We start from the raw sequence: 14,509 nt of genomic DNA on the forward strand, positions 1-14,509 counted from the left end.
CCGGAGATCCTCCATGACTTTCAAGACCCTCGACGACCTCACCGATATCGCCGGCAAGCGCGTGCTCGTGCGCGTCGATCTCAATGTGCCGGTCAAGGACGGCCAGGTGACGGACGCGACCCGCATCGAACGTATCATACCGACCATCCGCGAACTCTCCGAAAAAGGCGCCAAGGTTATCCTTCTCGCCCATTTCGGCCGTCCGAAGGGCGAACCGGTCGCCGACATGTCGCTGTCACTGATCGCCCCTGCCGTCGAAGACATTCTCGACCAGCGGGTCCATTTCGCCGCCGATTGCATCGGCGAAAAGGCCGCAGCGGCGATTGCCGGCATGAATGACGGCGACGTCCTGCTGCTCGAAAATACCCGCTTCCACAAGGGCGAGGAAAAGAACGAGACCGAGTTCACCAAGGCGCTGGCGGCCAATGGCGACATCTATGTCAACGACGCCTTCTCCGCCGCCCACCGCGCCCATTCCTCGACCGAAGGCCTTGCCCGCCTGCTGCCCGCCTATGCCGGCCGCACCATGCAGGCCGAGCTTGAGGCGCTGGAAAAGGGTCTCGGCAATCCGAAGCGCCCGGTCGTCGCCATCGTCGGCGGCGCCAAGGTCTCCACCAAGATCGACCTGTTGATGAACCTCGTAAAGAAGGTCGATGCCCTCGTCATCGGCGGCGGCATGGCCAATACCTTCATCGCCGCACGCGGCACCAATGTCGGCAAGTCGCTGTGCGAGCACGATCTCGCCGAGACCGCCAAGCAGATCATGATCGAAGCGGCGACGGCCGGTTGCGCCATCGTCCTGCCGGTCGACGGCGTCATCGCCCGCGAGTTCAAGGCTGGTGCCGACAATGAAGTGGTCGATATCGAAGCGATCCCGGCCGATGCCATGGTGCTCGACGTAGGACCGAAGTCGATCGCCGCCGTCAACGAATGGGTCAGCAAGGCCGAAACATTGGTCTGGAACGGCCCACTCGGCGCATTCGAAATCGCCCCCTTCGACAAGGCTACTGTCGCAGTTGCCAAACATGCGGCTTCCCGTACCAAGAGCGGCGCTCTCGTCTCGGTCGCCGGCGGCGGCGATACGGTTTCGGCGATGAACCATGCCGGCGTTGCCGACGACCTGACCTATGTCTCCACCGCCGGTGGTGCATTCCTGGAATGGATGGAAGGCAAGCCGCTACCTGGCGTCGATATTCTGCATCAGCAGAGGTAAGCGTCAGTAGTCAGCGACGTTTCAACCCCGGCCTCGCGCCGGGGTTTTTCGTTGCACTGCACCTACTTTTGAATGCGATGCAAAATAATCCCAATCTTTCAAACGATTAAATTTATTTTAATCGTTTTAAACAATTTAACTTCCATTTTCGTTGCCGTATTCTTCTGCTATCCGCGATCCATCAGGACAATCAGGAGAACGCATATGAGCGAAAGACTGGAAGACATTGCAGCCGCCATGGTCGCCACCGGCAAGGGTCTGCTGGCAGCCGACGAATCCACCGCAACGATCGGCAAGCGCTTCGAGACGATCAGCCTGACATCGACGGAAACATCGCGCCGCGATTATCGCGAGATGCTGTTTCGTGCAGACGAGGCGATGAAGGCCTATATTTCCGGCGTCATTCTTTACGAGGAAACTCTGTTCCAGAAGGCAGCCGACGGCACCCCGCTCGTTGACGTCATCCGCGCTGCAGGCGCTGTTCCCGGCATCAAGGTCGATACCGGCGCCAAGCCGATGGCAAAATTCCCGGGCGAGACGATCACCGAAGGTCTCGATGGCCTCGCTGCCCGCCTCAAGACCTATTATGACGCCGGCGCCCGCTTTGCCAAATGGCGCGGCGTGATCTCCATCTCCGACACACTGCCGAGCTTCGGCGCCATCAAGGCCAATGCGCAGGCACTCGCGCGCTACGCCGCGCTCTGCCAGGAAGCCGGTATCGTGCCGATCGTCGAGCCGGAAGTACTGATGGACGGTGCTCCGGGCACCCATTCGATCGAACGCTCGGAGGAAGTGACCGAACTGACATTGCGCATCGTGTTCAATGAGCTGAACGATGCCCGCGTCAGCCTTGAAGGCATGATCCTCAAGCCAAGCATGGTCATCGATGGCAAGAAGGCGCGCAAAGCCTCGGTCGCCGAAGTCGCCGAACGTACGGTCAAGGTTCTGAAGCGCACCGTGCCGTCGGCTGTTCCCGGAATCGCCTTCCTTTCCGGTGGCCAGTCCACCGAAGAAGCAACCGCGCATCTCTCCGCCATGAAGGCCGGCTACGACCTGCCCTGGGGCATGACCTTCTCCTATGGCCGCGCATTGCAGACCGAGGCACTGGCCGCATGGAGCGGTAAGCCGGAGAATGTCGCCGCTGGTCAGCGTGCCTTCAGCCATCGCGCCGAAATGTGCAGCCTTGCTGCCAAGGGCGGCTGGAAGAAAGAACTCGAAAAAGCCGCGTAACGTCACAGTTACGGAGGGGGAGGAAGCCCGGTTCGCGCAAGCGGCCGGGCTTTTTCTATGGTGCAAAGTCCACGATGCTCCTTCGATTGTCAGGGTGACAAAAACTCTGTTCGCATGATCCCCGGCGCGCGATATCCCTGACGTACGAATGAATCCACGAAGGGAAAAATCATCATGAACAGCGTTGCCTATGTCACCGTCGATGTCTTCACCAGCGAACGGTTTTCCGGCAACCAGCTTGCGGTGATCCCGGATGCTCGTGGCCTCACGGATGGGCAGATGCAGAATATCGCCGCCGAATTCCGCTATTCCGAAGTCACCTTCGTGCTGCCGCCGCAAGACCCCGCCAACACGGCGCATGTACGGATATTCACGCCGACCATGGAAATTCCGTTTGCCGGTCATCCCAATGTCGGCACGGCCTTCGTGCTTGGCCGCCAAGGCGATATTTTCGGCAAGCCGGCTGGCGATGCACTCCGATTCGAGGAGAAAGCAGGAATTGTCGAGGCCGCATTGACGCGCGACGCTGAAGGACACGTGATTGGCACGAGCATTTTCGCGCCTCAACCGCTGTCGCTTGGGCCACAGGTCGAAAGCGAAACCATCGCCCGCTGCGCTTCGATCGAGGTAGCAGCTATTTGCGTCACCACACACGCCCCCGTCATCGCCTCCGTCGGCCTGCCCTTTGCGGTGGCCGAACTGGCCGATCTCGAAACGCTGGGCAAGGCCTGCCCGAACACCGCAGCCTTTGCCGAGGCCGGCAGGCGATATTCACCGGAAGACGATCAGTTTGCGCTGTTTCTCTACACGCGCCAGCCGGAAAACCCGTGGCATCTGCGCGCCCGCATGTTTGCGCCGCTCGATAATGTTATTGAAGACCCGGCAACCGGCAGCGCCTCTGGTGCACTGGGCGCGTTATTGACTACGCTGTTGCCAGACACAGACGCCGTTATTGAAATCACCATCGAGCAGGGCGTCGAAATGGGGCGCCGAAGCGTGATCGGCGTAACGGCAAAGAAATCCGGTGGAGACATCCAAAGCATCCGCATCGCCGGACAATGCGCCACCGTGATGAGCGGCGCGATCCTTCTCTAGGCGACGCGCCCCTGCAGCCCTTACGAGGTAGCTTGCTGCATTGCCTTTTCGAGATCATTGCGATCAAAGGGTTTTTGCAGCACGCGCACCTGTTCAAATCCCTCCGCCAACCCGGCAGCGCCATATCCGCTGGCAAAGAGGAAGGCTATTCCACGCTGGCGCAGGATTTCGGCGATCGGAAAGGATTGTTTTCCGGCAAGGTTGATGTCGAGAACGGCAAAGTCGATATCCGCAGTCTGTGCCATTTGCAGCGCCGGCTCCAGCCGCATGGCGGGGCCGACCACATCGAAGCCAAGATCCGTCAGATAGTCTTCCACAAGCATGGCGACGAGGGCTTCGTCCTCGACCAGAAGGACACGTTTTTTCCCCTGCCTATCCACCGGAAGCACTTTCCTCGACAGCTCTGAGCGTCGTGTCCAGCGTGAAGACAAATCCCTCCGGACCGTAATCGATCCACGCCGTTCCGCCGAGTTCCAACGGCAAAACCCGCAGGATCAGACGCGAACCGAAACCCTTGCGGTCCGATACGGGAGCCGATGGCCCACCGATCTCGCTCCAGGTGAGCATGAATACGCCGTCATCGCCTCTGTTGCTGACCGACCATTCGATGATCACAAACCCTGTCTCGTTCGACAGCGATCCATATTTGACAGCATTGGTCGCCAGCTCGTGAAGGGCAAGCGACATCGATAGCGCCGCCCTTGGCCCAAGCCGCACATGCGGACCTTTGATCCGGAAGCGATCCCGGGCAGGACCATCGAAAGCATCAATTGACGATGCCACAATGACCGAGAGGTCTGCCCCATCCCAGTTTTCATCCGTCAGAACGTTATGCGCTGCCGACAAGGCCAGGATGCGCGCGCTGATCGCCCCGCTTGCCTCGTCCATCGAATGCGAGCCACGCAAAGTCTGCATGACGATCGATTGCACGGATGCCAAAGTGTTCTTCACGCGGTGATTGAGTTCGTTGACCAAAAGCCTTTGATGGTTTTCCCCGCGCACCCGCAGGGTCACATCCGATCCCTGCACGAAAATGTTGGTCACCTTGCCATCATCATTCTTGATCGGTTGATAGACGAAATCGAGATACCGCTCCTCGACGGTTTCGCCTGATCTTTGCAGCAGCACTCTTTCGGAAAAGCGGCTGACGGCGTGGCCTGTTTCAAACACAGTATCCAGCAGTTCGACGAACCCCTGGCCTGCAATTTCCGGAAGCGCTTCACTGACCGGTTTTCCCAGAACCTCGCGTTCGCCAATCAGCTTGCGATATTCCGGGTTGACCAGTTCGAACCGGTGCTGGGGACCTTCCAGCATTGCCATGAAGGCCGGAGCCTGCTCGAACAATTGCTGGAGCCGCTCATGCTCGGCGGCATTGCGCCGGTCGGCGAGCACGCGCTCGGTGGTTTCCACCACAATGGCAACAACGCCGGCAGGCTTTCCACGTTCATCCAGAACTGGCGAATAGTCCAGGTCCATCCAGACCTGCTCAGGCACACCCTTGCGGTGCAGGACAAGCTCCTGATCGCGATAGGCCAGCTTGCCGCCTGCAAGCCCCACCTTCATGACGTTATCGTTGAAATCCGCGACCTCCGCCCATCCTTCCCGCACATTCGAGCCCAAAAGCTGCGGATGCCGCCCACCGGCAAAAATGGAATAGGCGTCATTGTAGATCATCACGCCCTCCTCTCCCCAAAGCATGACGATGGGAACGGGAGATTGCAGCAAGAGCGACGTTGCCGTCTTCAGACAGCCGGGCCAATCACGCGCCGGACCGATTGGCGTTGAAGCCCAGTCACGGTCCCGAATGAGCCCGCCCAGTTGGCCCCCATTTCCCAGAAACTCGAATTCGTCTTCACCGTCTCGAGTTTCAATCAGTCCAAGGCTCATGGCCAAGCCCTTTCACGCCAACCGCAAAGCAGGTCAATCTATCAATTTTTTCACCAACGGACGGGATTTAACGCACAATTTTGAAACGGCAAGACCGGCGGCAGCGGGTTTTGAGCAAAGTTTCAGGGCCGGATCAGCACCGTGATCATCATCACCGCGATCGCAAAGACGGCGATCTTCCAGAAATCACTGCGCCGCCGCAGCCCGGGCAGGTTCAGCGGCTTCAAAACCTGGATCAGCATTGCCAAAAGCAGGATGACCGTTAACGCTTTCGACATTGTTTTCTCATTTGTTGAAAAGAGCTTAAGGACGCTTCCGGCCCGTCACACGCGCGTCACTTTTACGCGCGATCTGGGTTAGAGCGTCTTTTGCATTCTCACTCAATGAAAAATTCCGGCTGGCAATTGCGCAGGCATGGCCTTAGTTTTGTCGGAGCCCGGAACCAGCGGATTTCACATGCGAAAAAACCTTCTTCCTGTCGCCGCACTCCTGCTTGGAACGCTGTTTCTTTTCCTTGGGAACGGCTTGCACAGTCTGCTTTTGCCAGTACGCGGCACGACGGAAGGATATTCGACGACGCTGCTTGGTTTGCTCGGCACCTCCTGGGCCAGCGGTTTCGTGCTCGGCTGCCTGCTTGCCCCGACGATCGTCAAGCGTGCTGGCCATGTGCGCGCCTTCAGCGGCTTCGCTGCTCTGCTTGCCATCATCGCGCTTTTGACCGGCCTGCTGGTCGATCCGATCTGGTGGGTGGTGCTGCGTGCCTTTACCGGTTTCTCGACAGCTGGCACCTCGATGATCATCGAAAGCTGGCTGAACGAGCGCGCCACCAATGAAAGCCGCGGCGCCATCTTCTCGCTCTATATCGCCATCACTCTGATGGGCGTCGTCGGCGGCCAGTTGATGATCCCGTTCGGAGACACCGGAACGACGACATTCTTCATGATCTGCGGCATCGTCTATTGCCTGGCCATGCTGCCGACACTGCTCTCGACCGCCGCTTCGCCGCAGCCGTTGAAACAGGTGAGCCTCGACCTGCGCGGCCTCTATCGCAATTCGCCGATCTCCTTCCTCGGCATCCTGCTGGTCGGTATCGCCAACGGGGCCTATGGTACTCTCGGCGCCGTGTTCGGCCGCCAGGTCGGGCTGACGGACAGCAATGTCGCGTTGATGATGAGTACGACGATCTTTGCCGGCGCGGTGATGCAGTTTCCCGCCGGCCGGCTCTCCGACATGATCGACCGCCGCTATGTGCTCGCAGCGCTCGCCGCCATCGCGGCCGTCGCCGGCACGCTGATCTTCCTGATCGAACCGACCCACGTGATCATGCTGATTACGCTCGTCGGCATTTATGGCGCCACCGCCAATGCGCTCTATCCAATCGCCGTATCGCACGCCAACGACTTTGCCACGCCCGAGGATTTCGTCAAGATTTCCGGCGGCCTGCTCCTGCTCTACGGCATCGGCACGATCATCGGCCCGACCATTGGCGGTCCGATCATGACCGTCACCGGCCCCTACGGCCTGTTCATGATCACCGCTTGCGCCCATGTGCTGATTACGGCTTACGCGATCTTCCGCAGCCGCATGCGCGCCGCCGTACCGGCGTCTGAACGCGATGCCTATTCGACGATCAACCCGGGTACGCTGACCACGCCTGAGAGCCTGCAACTGTCGCCTCGCGCCGCGCCGTTCGATGAGGAGCCAGCGAGCGAAGAGCCGGAAAGGAAGCCGCAATGAGCCTGTTTGACGATGACCGCCCGAAGAAACAGCTGGCGCATGAGATCGGCTGCGACCTTGCATTGCTGTCGGCCGACGAACTTTCCTTGCGCATCGACTTGTTGAAACAGGAGATCGAGCGGCTGGAAGCAGAGCGGGAAAGAAAGTCGGCAAGCAAATCGGCAGCCGAGAGTTTCTTTCGCTAATAGTTTTGCATGCCGAAGAAACGTCACGACGGCGGACCATTGAAAACAAGGCAACATTTCGCCTCGATTCTGGCCGCCGAAACACATCATTAAGCATTATAAGGTATTACTGAGGCATCCGGATCGCTCTGGACTCAGACATTTCACCATTGGCGAATGGTCTGATTTTTCTCCCTGTTTTACCTTGAGAGCCGCTTTTGCGGCTCTTTTTTTGTCTTTTTTTCCACAACTTGCAGAGAATTGTGGAGATTAACCCTTTCTTAAGAATAGGCTTGCGCGGAATGCGCTATGGGATCATGTTCAAACTATCAAACGGACGGCAGGAAACTTTTCGTTAACCCATCCGTTACCTGACCAAGTCGATGCGTTTAACCAGGGAATCAAACCATGTCCGAACGGGGATTGAATACTGTGAGCTTCGCGGGGCACGCTGCGTCTTCGGCGCAATTCAAGGTGCTTTACGCTGAAGGCATGGGCCTGGTTGAAGAAACGGCAAGCTATCTCGACGGTCCTGGCCGCACCGCATCAAAGGTCCTGCCGCGCATGGCATCCGTGCTTTACGCAGCAGAATCGATGCGCCTCACCACCCGCCTGATGCAGATGGCATCCTGGCTTTTGCTGCAGCGCGCCGTCAACAATGGCGAGATGAACCGCGAACAGGTGCTGTCTGAAAAGAACAAGGTCCGCCTCGACAGCTTCAACGTCGATCGCACCGCACCGGGCTGGAACGACCTGCCGGAAGGCTTTCGTGATCTGATCGACCGCTCGCTGCGCCTGCAGAACCGCGTCGCCCTGCTCGACCGCGAAATCTACCGCCCGCAGGAAGCCCAGAACTTCCTTCCGGACAACCAGAACGGCGTCAAGGCCCAGCTCAACCTGCTGCAGACCGCCTTCGGTACCAACTGATCTTCAAGCCAACAGGCAACCAGATACGTCAAACCCGGCCATTGAGCCGGGTTTTTTGTTCTTAGGCGATGCTTGCGGGGGCTAATGTTAGAGAGCGCCTTTCAGGCGAAGCACCAGTGTCCGGCCACGGCGAGCCGCCGTGAGTGCTGCTCCGATGGCAACGATCCACAGCGCCACCATCAGCACCTGATTGTGGCCGTTCCACAGCGGTTCCAGAATAGAGAGGGCAGCCGCGGCCGTGATCGCGGCCATGCGGTGCTGCTTGGCCATCGGGCCGGAAAAATCGCTTGGCTGTCCGTTGGCACGGCCCAGTTCGCGGACATAGGCCGTAAGCACGGCAAAGGCTCCTGCCACCCAGCCAAGCCCAGGCATACCGATACCATAGCCGACGCCAGCAAAGATCAGGAGATCGGCGACGCGATCGGGAAACTCGTTCCAGAACGGCCCATCCGGCGCGCCCTTGCCACCCTCCACGGCGACCATGCCGTCGAACAAGTTGCAGAGCAGCCGGAGCTGGCAAAACAGGATCGCCAGGAGCAGGCAGAGTATCCGCAAGCCGCCCGTGCTCTGCCCTGCCAGAACGAATGCGCCACCGGCCAGAGCTGCCGCCACCATGCTGGCTTGAGAGATCTGGTTGGGCGTGATCGCCCGTGCCGCCAGCCATCGGGCGACGGTTCCAGCCCATCGGGTGTTGCGGCTTGCCAGCGGCCGCCGGTCGCCTGTCTCCGTCATGATCCCGCACCTCTTCTTCTCGATATCGAATAATTGTAGATTGCCGCATAGCTGGTCGACACCAGCAACGGCACCGCGATGGTTTTGGCGATTTCGGGCGTGCCGATCAGTGCATGCAACGCGGTCAGCAGGCTTGCCGAGCCTAGGCAGGCGATCGAAGGCGGCAGCCAGAATCGTGTGATGCCGGTGAAGCGTCTGGACAGCGCGTCGATCGCGGATTTCAGGAACAGCGTCAGGCAGGCCGACAGCGTGCCCTGCAGAAGTCCCGAATAGAGCGGCTGCGGCATGGCATGACCGCGATTGGCAAACACAGCCCAGCCGCCCATCGCCAGAAAGGCGAACAGGACATGCACTGTGCCGCTTCCCGCCAAGCGCCTGAGCATTGCCGTCACGACAGCGACCACCAGTAGCGCACGATGTGGAAGAAGATCGGAGCCGAGAAGACAACGGAATCGAGCCGGTCGATCAACCCACCATGACCTTCGATCAGGTTACCCCAGTCCTTGACACCGCGATCACGCTTGACCGCCGACATCACCAGCCCACCAAAAAAGCCCATGAGGGTGATGATGAAAGCAAGAACGCCCGCCTGAAACGGCGTAAACGGCGTGATCCACCACAGCGACGCGCCGATCAGCGTGGCGCTGATGACGCCACCGACAAAACCCTCGACCGTCTTTGACGGCGACAGGTTCGGCGCGATCTTGGTGCGCCCAAGCAGCTTGCCCCAGACATATTGCAGCACATCGCTCAACTGCACGACGATCACCAGAAAGGCGATCAGAAGAACGTTGCGCCCCTCGTAGCCGGGAATGTTGAGCGTCAGCAGTGCCGGCACATGCGACGCGCAGAAAACGCAGATCATCAGCGCCCATTGCACCTCTGCGATGCGGATGAGGAACCGCTCGGTGTCTCCCCTCAGCACGGAAATGATCGGCATCAACAGGAAGGCATAGACCGGAATGAAGATCGCGAAGATGCCGTACTCTTCGGCCCAGAGCAGATAATACTGGATCGGCAGGACGACGAAAAAGGCCGAGGCCAGCGCCCAGTGATCGGCGCGGCGGGTATTGATCAGGGTAACGAACTCGCGCAGGGCTGCAAAGGAACAGAAGGCGAAGAGAATGAGGACGCCGACGCGGCCGGCAATGAAGGCGATGCCGATCAGGATGACCATCACCCACCAGGCCTTGATGCGGGCATTGAGGTTATCGACCGCTGCATTCGGCCCAGTGGCGGCAAAGCGCCGCTGCAGCACGTAGCCGATTGCAGAGGCAAAGATCAGGACACCGAAAATACCGAAAACCAGAGTCAAGAGGTCGGAGCTTGCCGTATTCATTCGCCGCTTCCCAATGGTTTTGGAGCCAAGGCCAGAAGTGCCGCCCGCGTCCGCTCCAGAAAGGCGTCCTTGCCCTCGTTGGGTGCGAGGCGCAAAGCGTCGCCGAAGGTGACGGTGCAGATCAGCGGTATCGGCACGATCTCACCCTTCGGCATCACCCGGTTGAGATTGTTGATCCAGACGGGCACGAGATCAACATCCGGCCGTGCCGAGACCAGATGAAAGAGGCCGCTCTTGAAAGGCAGAAGACGCGCATCCGTCTGGTTGCGCGTCCCCTCGGGAAACAGGATCAGCGACGAACCTTCGTCGATCGCCGTTGCCATCAAAGCGATCGGGTCCTGCGTCCGGTTTTCCCGTTCGCGCTCGATCAGCACCGCGTTGAAGACATCACGGCCGATGAACGTGCTGACCTTCGATTTCAGCCAGTATTCGGCACCGGCCACCGGCCGCGCCAGCTTACGCAGTCTCGGCGGCAGCACAGCCCAGACCAGGACAAAATCGCCATGGCTCGAATGATTGGCAAAATAGACACAAGGCCGCGACGGCAATCCATGCTCCGGCCAGATGGCGCGAACCGCGGTTATCGCGCGGGCAAACAGAACGAAGGCCGCAGCAGCGAACTCCGCAATCATGATCTTCATGCTTATCCCATCCCCGTCAGCTCAGTGACGCCAGCGGGAACTCTAGCGGCGGTTGCGCCGCGAGGGAAGCATCCATTGATGCTTCCTGTGCAAAGCGGGCATTTAAACCGGCGTGTCCGTTATGCCGTTGGCATCCTGTCGAATTTCGGCAGATCCGGGTCTAGGTAGTCCCAGTCATAACCGCGTATATGATACGTTGCTGCTTGCGGTTTGTACCGGCTTGGATCGTCAAGGCTTGCAGCATGCACCGTGAAGAAATCCGGCATGGCTGCAAAGGTGAGATAGACCGGCGATCCGCAGGTGGGGCAAAAGGCGTGTCTCTTGATCCCGCCGCTGTCACCAGCAACCGCCCATTCTTTCGCCTCCCCTTCAAGCGTCACAGCCTTACGGTCGGCGAATGTAAGATAAGAGCCATGCCCCGTGCCGCTCCTGTGCTGGCAATCCCGGCACTGGCACTCGTTCATGAAAATCGGTTCTGCAGTAATCTCGTAACGGATCGCGCCGCAGGCACATCCGCCCTTGAAAGCCATGCTCATCTCTTCTCCTCCAGTTGCAGTTGAAAACAAAAGCCGTCCGCACACGGGTTAGCCTTCGGCGCTTGCGGGCAAACCGCAAAGGCGCGTTAGCGGTCGTGTTATGATTTCAGCGACGATGCGCGTGGAAACCAGCCGGCTTCAGCGAGCAGGCCTGCCCCGGGCGTCCTTAATGCAGGGACTTCGTCCCCTCCTGTTCAGCCACCACCGCATCCAGGTTTCGAACAACCTTTTTCCAGCCATTGCTCATGTTCTGGTAGGCCGTATCATTCCTCGGTAGCACAAACCCGGAATGGACAAGCCGGATGCGTGTCCCTCCCTCGACCTTGGTCAGCACCCAGGTCACGACAGTATCGAGCGGGGAGCCATAGCCGGAATTGCCCGCGTGCCCGCCTGTCCAGGCATAGGCTAGGCGCTGCTTGGGGATCACCTGCAGCACCTGGCATCGGATGACGCCGTCCCATTCTCCCGCCGGTGCCGTCTTGAAGGTAAAATGCGTTCCCTCGACCGCCGCAAACCCCGCCGGGGCCATCATCCACCGGGCAATCAAATCGCCTGATGTCAACGCTTTCCAGATCGTCTCGGGCGCATGCGGGAATACCTCTTCAAGCACGATCTCCTGCGTATCGGCCTTCAATACAGCATCGGTCATGGATCTATCTCCTTGAGCAGGGTTCTGAGATTGGCGAAGCGGTCACGCCAGAAGGCGCCGTAATGGCCCATCCAGTCGGCCAGCGGCTCGAGGCCTTCCGGCCGGGCGCGATAATAGACATTGCGGCCTTCCGGCCGCTCGACGACCAGGCCCGCCTGCTTCAAAGATTTCAGATGCTGCGAGATGGCCCCTTGCGTCACGCCGCTACCGCGCGTCAGTTCGACCACGGTTATCTCGTCGGCACCGGCGACGCGCTCGAGAACAGCGCGCCGCGTCGGGTCGGCAAGGGTGCGTAGGACAGTGGTAATATCGGTCGCCTCAATCATGACAATTCAAATAGCACACACTAATTGATTAGTCAATACTATTGGTTCTCGTCTGAACCGATCGACGCTCACGCCGCCGCTTTGGCAAAAGCGCCTGGCTCGGAACCTGACGCAAAGGGCAGCCCTTCATCCGCCCATCCAGTAATGCCGCCGATCATGATCTTCACCGGTCGTCCAAGCCGCGCAAGCTTCAGCGCAGCCTGATCCGCCCCATTGCAATGGGGACCGGCGCAATAGGCAACGAACAGCGTATCTGCCGGCCACTCCGCCATGCGCTCATGCGTCATTTCGCGGTGCGGCAGGTGCAGAGCGCCTGGAACATGGCGGCGCGCATAGGCGTCGGGCGAACCGACGACATGCAGAAGGACAAAATCCTGCCCGCCCGAGGCCAGAGCAGAGGCCACGTCGGCACAATCGGTCTCTACCGAAAGGCGCTTCAGGAAATGATCGATAACGGCATCGGACGATGCGGCGGGATAGTCGGTGACAAAGCTCATTTCGGCCTCCGTTGTGATGACGGTCACATTCCTAGTCCACATCCGACCGGAGTTGCAGGTGGCACTATTGCCATATATGATCGATATCATGCCAAACACGCATCAAGCCCCGTCCAACCGCAATCCCCTCGTCGTTGCCATCGCCTATGATGGCCTGTGCACGTTCGAATTCGGCGTTGCGGTCGAGGTTTTCGGCCTTTCGCGGCCGGAAATGGGGCCGGACTGGTACCGTTTTGCCGTTGCCGGGATCGATGATGGTGAAATGCGAGCGACAGGCGGCGTGCGATTTGTCGTCGACGGTGGGCTGGAGCTTCTGTCACAGGCCGATACGATCATCGTTCCCGGCTGGCGCGGCGTCGAGACGCCGGTGCCTGCTGCTCTCTGCGACGCGCTGAACAGCGCGCATGATCGCGGTGCGCGGATACTCTCGATCTGCTCAGGCGTCTTCGTTCTCGCCGCCGCCGGGCTTCTGTCCGGAAAACGCGCAACGACGCATTGGCGCTATACGGATATCCTGAAGGAGCGATACCCGGAAATTCTGGTCACGCCTGATGTGCTTTATGTCGACGAGGGCAGTGTCCTGACATCAGCGGGCAGCGCTGCCGGCCTCGATCTTTGCCTGCATCTGATCCGCCGCGATTTCGGCACGGCAGCCGCAAATACCGTTGCGCGCCGGCTCGTCGTTCCGCCCCACCGTGACGGCGGCCAGGCGCAGTTCATCGCGCAGGCGGTTCCCAAGCCCCATGAGAGCAGCCGGCTCGGTCCATTGCTGGATGATATGCGCGCGCATCTGGGCGGCGATCACTCGGTCGAGGCACTGGCGATGCGCGCAGGTATGAGCACGCGCACGTTCCTGCGGCGCTTTGAAGCGGCGACGGGCGTAACACCGGCACGCTGGCTGCTGGCCGAACGCTTGTCCCGTGCCCGCGATCTGCTGGAGACGTCGAATGTGTCCGTCGAGACGGTGGCCGAGATTGCCGGTTTCGGAACGACGGCGACATTGCGACATCATTTCCGTAAGCACCTGTCCACAACACCCGCCGCCTACAAGGAGGCTTTCGGCAAGACGTCATGACACGCCGAAAGACTGTTCAATCTGCAACGCAAAAAAGCCCGGGTAAAACCGGGCTTTCTCGACAATATCGTCTAGTAGGAAGCTTAGAGGCCGAGGCCTTCGAAGCGCTTCTTGAACTTGGAAACGCGGCCGCCGCGGTCCAGCATCTGCTGGTTGCCGCCGGTCCATGCCGGGTGCGACGTCGGGTCGATCTCGAGGTTCATGGTCTGGCCCTCTGTACCCCATGTCGAGCGGGTTTCGTACGTGGTACCGTCTGTCATGACGACTTTGATCATGTGGTAAGCGGGATGGATATCAGCCTTCATAACAATCTTCCTGCAAGTTCCAGGGTCCAATTGTCGCAAGCCATTAGCGGGCCATTGCGGCATGGGGACCGAACACGTAAATGATGCCGCAGACCACTGAAGGGACCACGGCTTCCCAATTTGATGCCGTGCCTATACATGATGGTCATTAGGATA

General features: G+C 59.5%; 19 protein-coding genes. 7 read left to right on the forward strand and 12 right to left on the reverse strand.

Annotated elements, in window-relative coordinates; genetic code table 11:
* Positions 1-13: 13 nt before the first annotated feature.
* The 3 genes from ACQY8Q_RS08305 (at position 14) to ACQY8Q_RS08315 (ending at position 3,538) form a co-directional block, all read left to right on the forward strand.
* Positions 14-1,213, forward strand: a complete 1,200-nt coding sequence (locus tag ACQY8Q_RS08305) for a phosphoglycerate kinase (protein ID WP_428426162.1) — start codon at positions 14-16, stop codon at positions 1,211-1,213.
* A gap of 204 nt (positions 1,214-1,417) precedes the next feature.
* The gene (locus ACQY8Q_RS08310) at positions 1,418-2,443 is read left to right on the forward strand and encodes a class I fructose-bisphosphate aldolase (protein WP_428426163.1); all 1,026 of its coding nucleotides are present in this window, start codon (positions 1,418-1,420) and stop codon (positions 2,441-2,443) included.
* A 174-nt stretch (positions 2,444-2,617) separates the two neighbouring features.
* Positions 2,618-3,538, forward strand: coding sequence for a PhzF family phenazine biosynthesis protein (locus ACQY8Q_RS08315; RefSeq protein WP_428426164.1), 921 nt, complete (start codon positions 2,618-2,620; stop codon positions 3,536-3,538).
* A 20-nt stretch (positions 3,539-3,558) separates the two neighbouring features.
* On the opposite strand, the gene ACQY8Q_RS08320 is transcribed toward ACQY8Q_RS08315, so the two are convergent.
* The 3 genes from ACQY8Q_RS08320 to ACQY8Q_RS08330 all read right to left on the reverse strand — a co-directional run bounded on the left by ACQY8Q_RS08320 (position 3,559) and on the right by ACQY8Q_RS08330 (position 5,703).
* Positions 3,559-3,918: a response regulator gene (locus ACQY8Q_RS08320; RefSeq protein WP_428426165.1), complete on the reverse strand. Its 360-nt coding sequence runs from the start codon at positions 3,916-3,918 to the stop codon at positions 3,559-3,561.
* The gene (locus ACQY8Q_RS08325; RefSeq protein WP_428426166.1) at positions 3,911-5,212 is read right to left on the reverse strand and encodes a sensor histidine kinase; all 1,302 of its coding nucleotides are present in this window, start codon (positions 5,210-5,212) and stop codon (positions 3,911-3,913) included. Before ACQY8Q_RS08325 ends, ACQY8Q_RS08320 begins: the two co-directional genes overlap by 8 nt.
* Before the next feature lie 335 nt (positions 5,213-5,547).
* Positions 5,548-5,703, reverse strand: a complete 156-nt coding sequence (locus ACQY8Q_RS08330) for a hypothetical protein (RefSeq protein ID WP_113242012.1) — start codon at positions 5,701-5,703, stop codon at positions 5,548-5,550.
* Positions 5,704-5,881: 178 nt separating this feature from the next.
* Between ACQY8Q_RS08330 and ACQY8Q_RS08335 the strand changes: the two genes are divergently transcribed.
* From ACQY8Q_RS08335 to ACQY8Q_RS08345, 3 genes are all read left to right on the forward strand, one after another.
* On the forward strand, positions 5,882-7,162 hold the full coding sequence (locus tag ACQY8Q_RS08335) for an MFS transporter (RefSeq protein WP_428426167.1): 1,281 nt from the start codon (positions 5,882-5,884) through the stop codon (positions 7,160-7,162).
* Positions 7,159-7,347 (forward strand): DUF1192 domain-containing protein, encoded by a 189-nt coding sequence (locus ACQY8Q_RS08340; RefSeq protein WP_428426168.1) that lies wholly within the window; start codon positions 7,159-7,161, stop codon positions 7,345-7,347. Before ACQY8Q_RS08335 ends, ACQY8Q_RS08340 begins: the two co-directional genes overlap by 4 nt.
* Positions 7,348-7,734: 387 nt before the next feature.
* Complete coding sequence (locus ACQY8Q_RS08345; protein WP_037099944.1) at positions 7,735-8,253, forward strand: DUF1465 family protein; 519 nt, start codon at positions 7,735-7,737, stop codon at positions 8,251-8,253.
* A gap of 87 nt (positions 8,254-8,340) precedes the next feature.
* On the opposite strand, the gene ACQY8Q_RS08350 is transcribed toward ACQY8Q_RS08345, so the two are convergent.
* The 8 genes from ACQY8Q_RS08350 to ACQY8Q_RS08385 all read right to left on the reverse strand — a co-directional run bounded on the left by ACQY8Q_RS08350 (position 8,341) and on the right by ACQY8Q_RS08385 (position 12,973).
* Positions 8,341-8,985, reverse strand: coding sequence for a CDP-alcohol phosphatidyltransferase family protein (locus ACQY8Q_RS08350; RefSeq protein ID WP_428426169.1), 645 nt, complete (start codon positions 8,983-8,985; stop codon positions 8,341-8,343).
* Positions 8,982-9,368: a hypothetical protein gene (locus tag ACQY8Q_RS08355; protein ID WP_428426170.1), complete on the reverse strand. Its 387-nt coding sequence runs from the start codon at positions 9,366-9,368 to the stop codon at positions 8,982-8,984. The genes ACQY8Q_RS08350 and ACQY8Q_RS08355 overlap by 4 nt, the downstream gene beginning before the upstream one ends.
* A 5-nt stretch (positions 9,369-9,373) precedes the next feature.
* The gene (locus tag ACQY8Q_RS08360) at positions 9,374-10,324 is read right to left on the reverse strand and encodes a phosphatidate cytidylyltransferase (protein WP_428426171.1); all 951 of its coding nucleotides are present in this window, start codon (positions 10,322-10,324) and stop codon (positions 9,374-9,376) included.
* Positions 10,321-10,965: a lysophospholipid acyltransferase family protein gene (locus tag ACQY8Q_RS08365; protein WP_428426172.1), complete on the reverse strand. Its 645-nt coding sequence runs from the start codon at positions 10,963-10,965 to the stop codon at positions 10,321-10,323. Before ACQY8Q_RS08365 ends, ACQY8Q_RS08360 begins: the two co-directional genes overlap by 4 nt.
* A 119-nt stretch (positions 10,966-11,084) precedes the next feature.
* Positions 11,085-11,501 (reverse strand): GFA family protein, encoded by a 417-nt coding sequence (locus ACQY8Q_RS08370; protein ID WP_428426173.1) that lies wholly within the window; start codon positions 11,499-11,501, stop codon positions 11,085-11,087.
* 166 nt (positions 11,502-11,667) lie between these two features.
* Positions 11,668-12,150: an SRPBCC family protein gene (locus ACQY8Q_RS08375; RefSeq protein ID WP_428426174.1), complete on the reverse strand. Its 483-nt coding sequence runs from the start codon at positions 12,148-12,150 to the stop codon at positions 11,668-11,670.
* A complete protein-coding gene (locus tag ACQY8Q_RS08380; RefSeq protein WP_428426175.1) occupies positions 12,147-12,476 on the reverse strand; it encodes an ArsR/SmtB family transcription factor in 330 nt (109 codons plus the stop codon). Before ACQY8Q_RS08380 ends, ACQY8Q_RS08375 begins: the two co-directional genes overlap by 4 nt.
* Positions 12,477-12,544: 68 nt before the next feature.
* On the reverse strand, positions 12,545-12,973 hold the full coding sequence (locus ACQY8Q_RS08385; RefSeq protein WP_428426176.1) for a rhodanese-like domain-containing protein: 429 nt from the start codon (positions 12,971-12,973) through the stop codon (positions 12,545-12,547).
* 88 nt (positions 12,974-13,061) lie between these two features.
* Between ACQY8Q_RS08385 and ftrA the strand changes: the two genes are divergently transcribed.
* Entirely contained in the window at positions 13,062-14,048 is a 987-nt protein-coding gene (gene ftrA, locus ACQY8Q_RS08390; protein WP_428429713.1) for a transcriptional regulator FtrA, read from the forward strand.
* Between the two features lie 83 nt (positions 14,049-14,131).
* On the opposite strand, the gene rpmE is transcribed toward ftrA, so the two are convergent.
* On the reverse strand, positions 14,132-14,353 hold the full coding sequence (rpmE, locus tag ACQY8Q_RS08395) for a 50S ribosomal protein L31 (RefSeq protein WP_113242022.1): 222 nt from the start codon (positions 14,351-14,353) through the stop codon (positions 14,132-14,134).
* Between the last annotated feature and the right edge of the window lie 156 nt (positions 14,354-14,509).

This window comes from Pararhizobium sp. (assembly GCF_965279435.1).
Taxonomy (GTDB): Bacteria; Pseudomonadota; Alphaproteobacteria; order Rhizobiales; family Rhizobiaceae; genus Pararhizobium.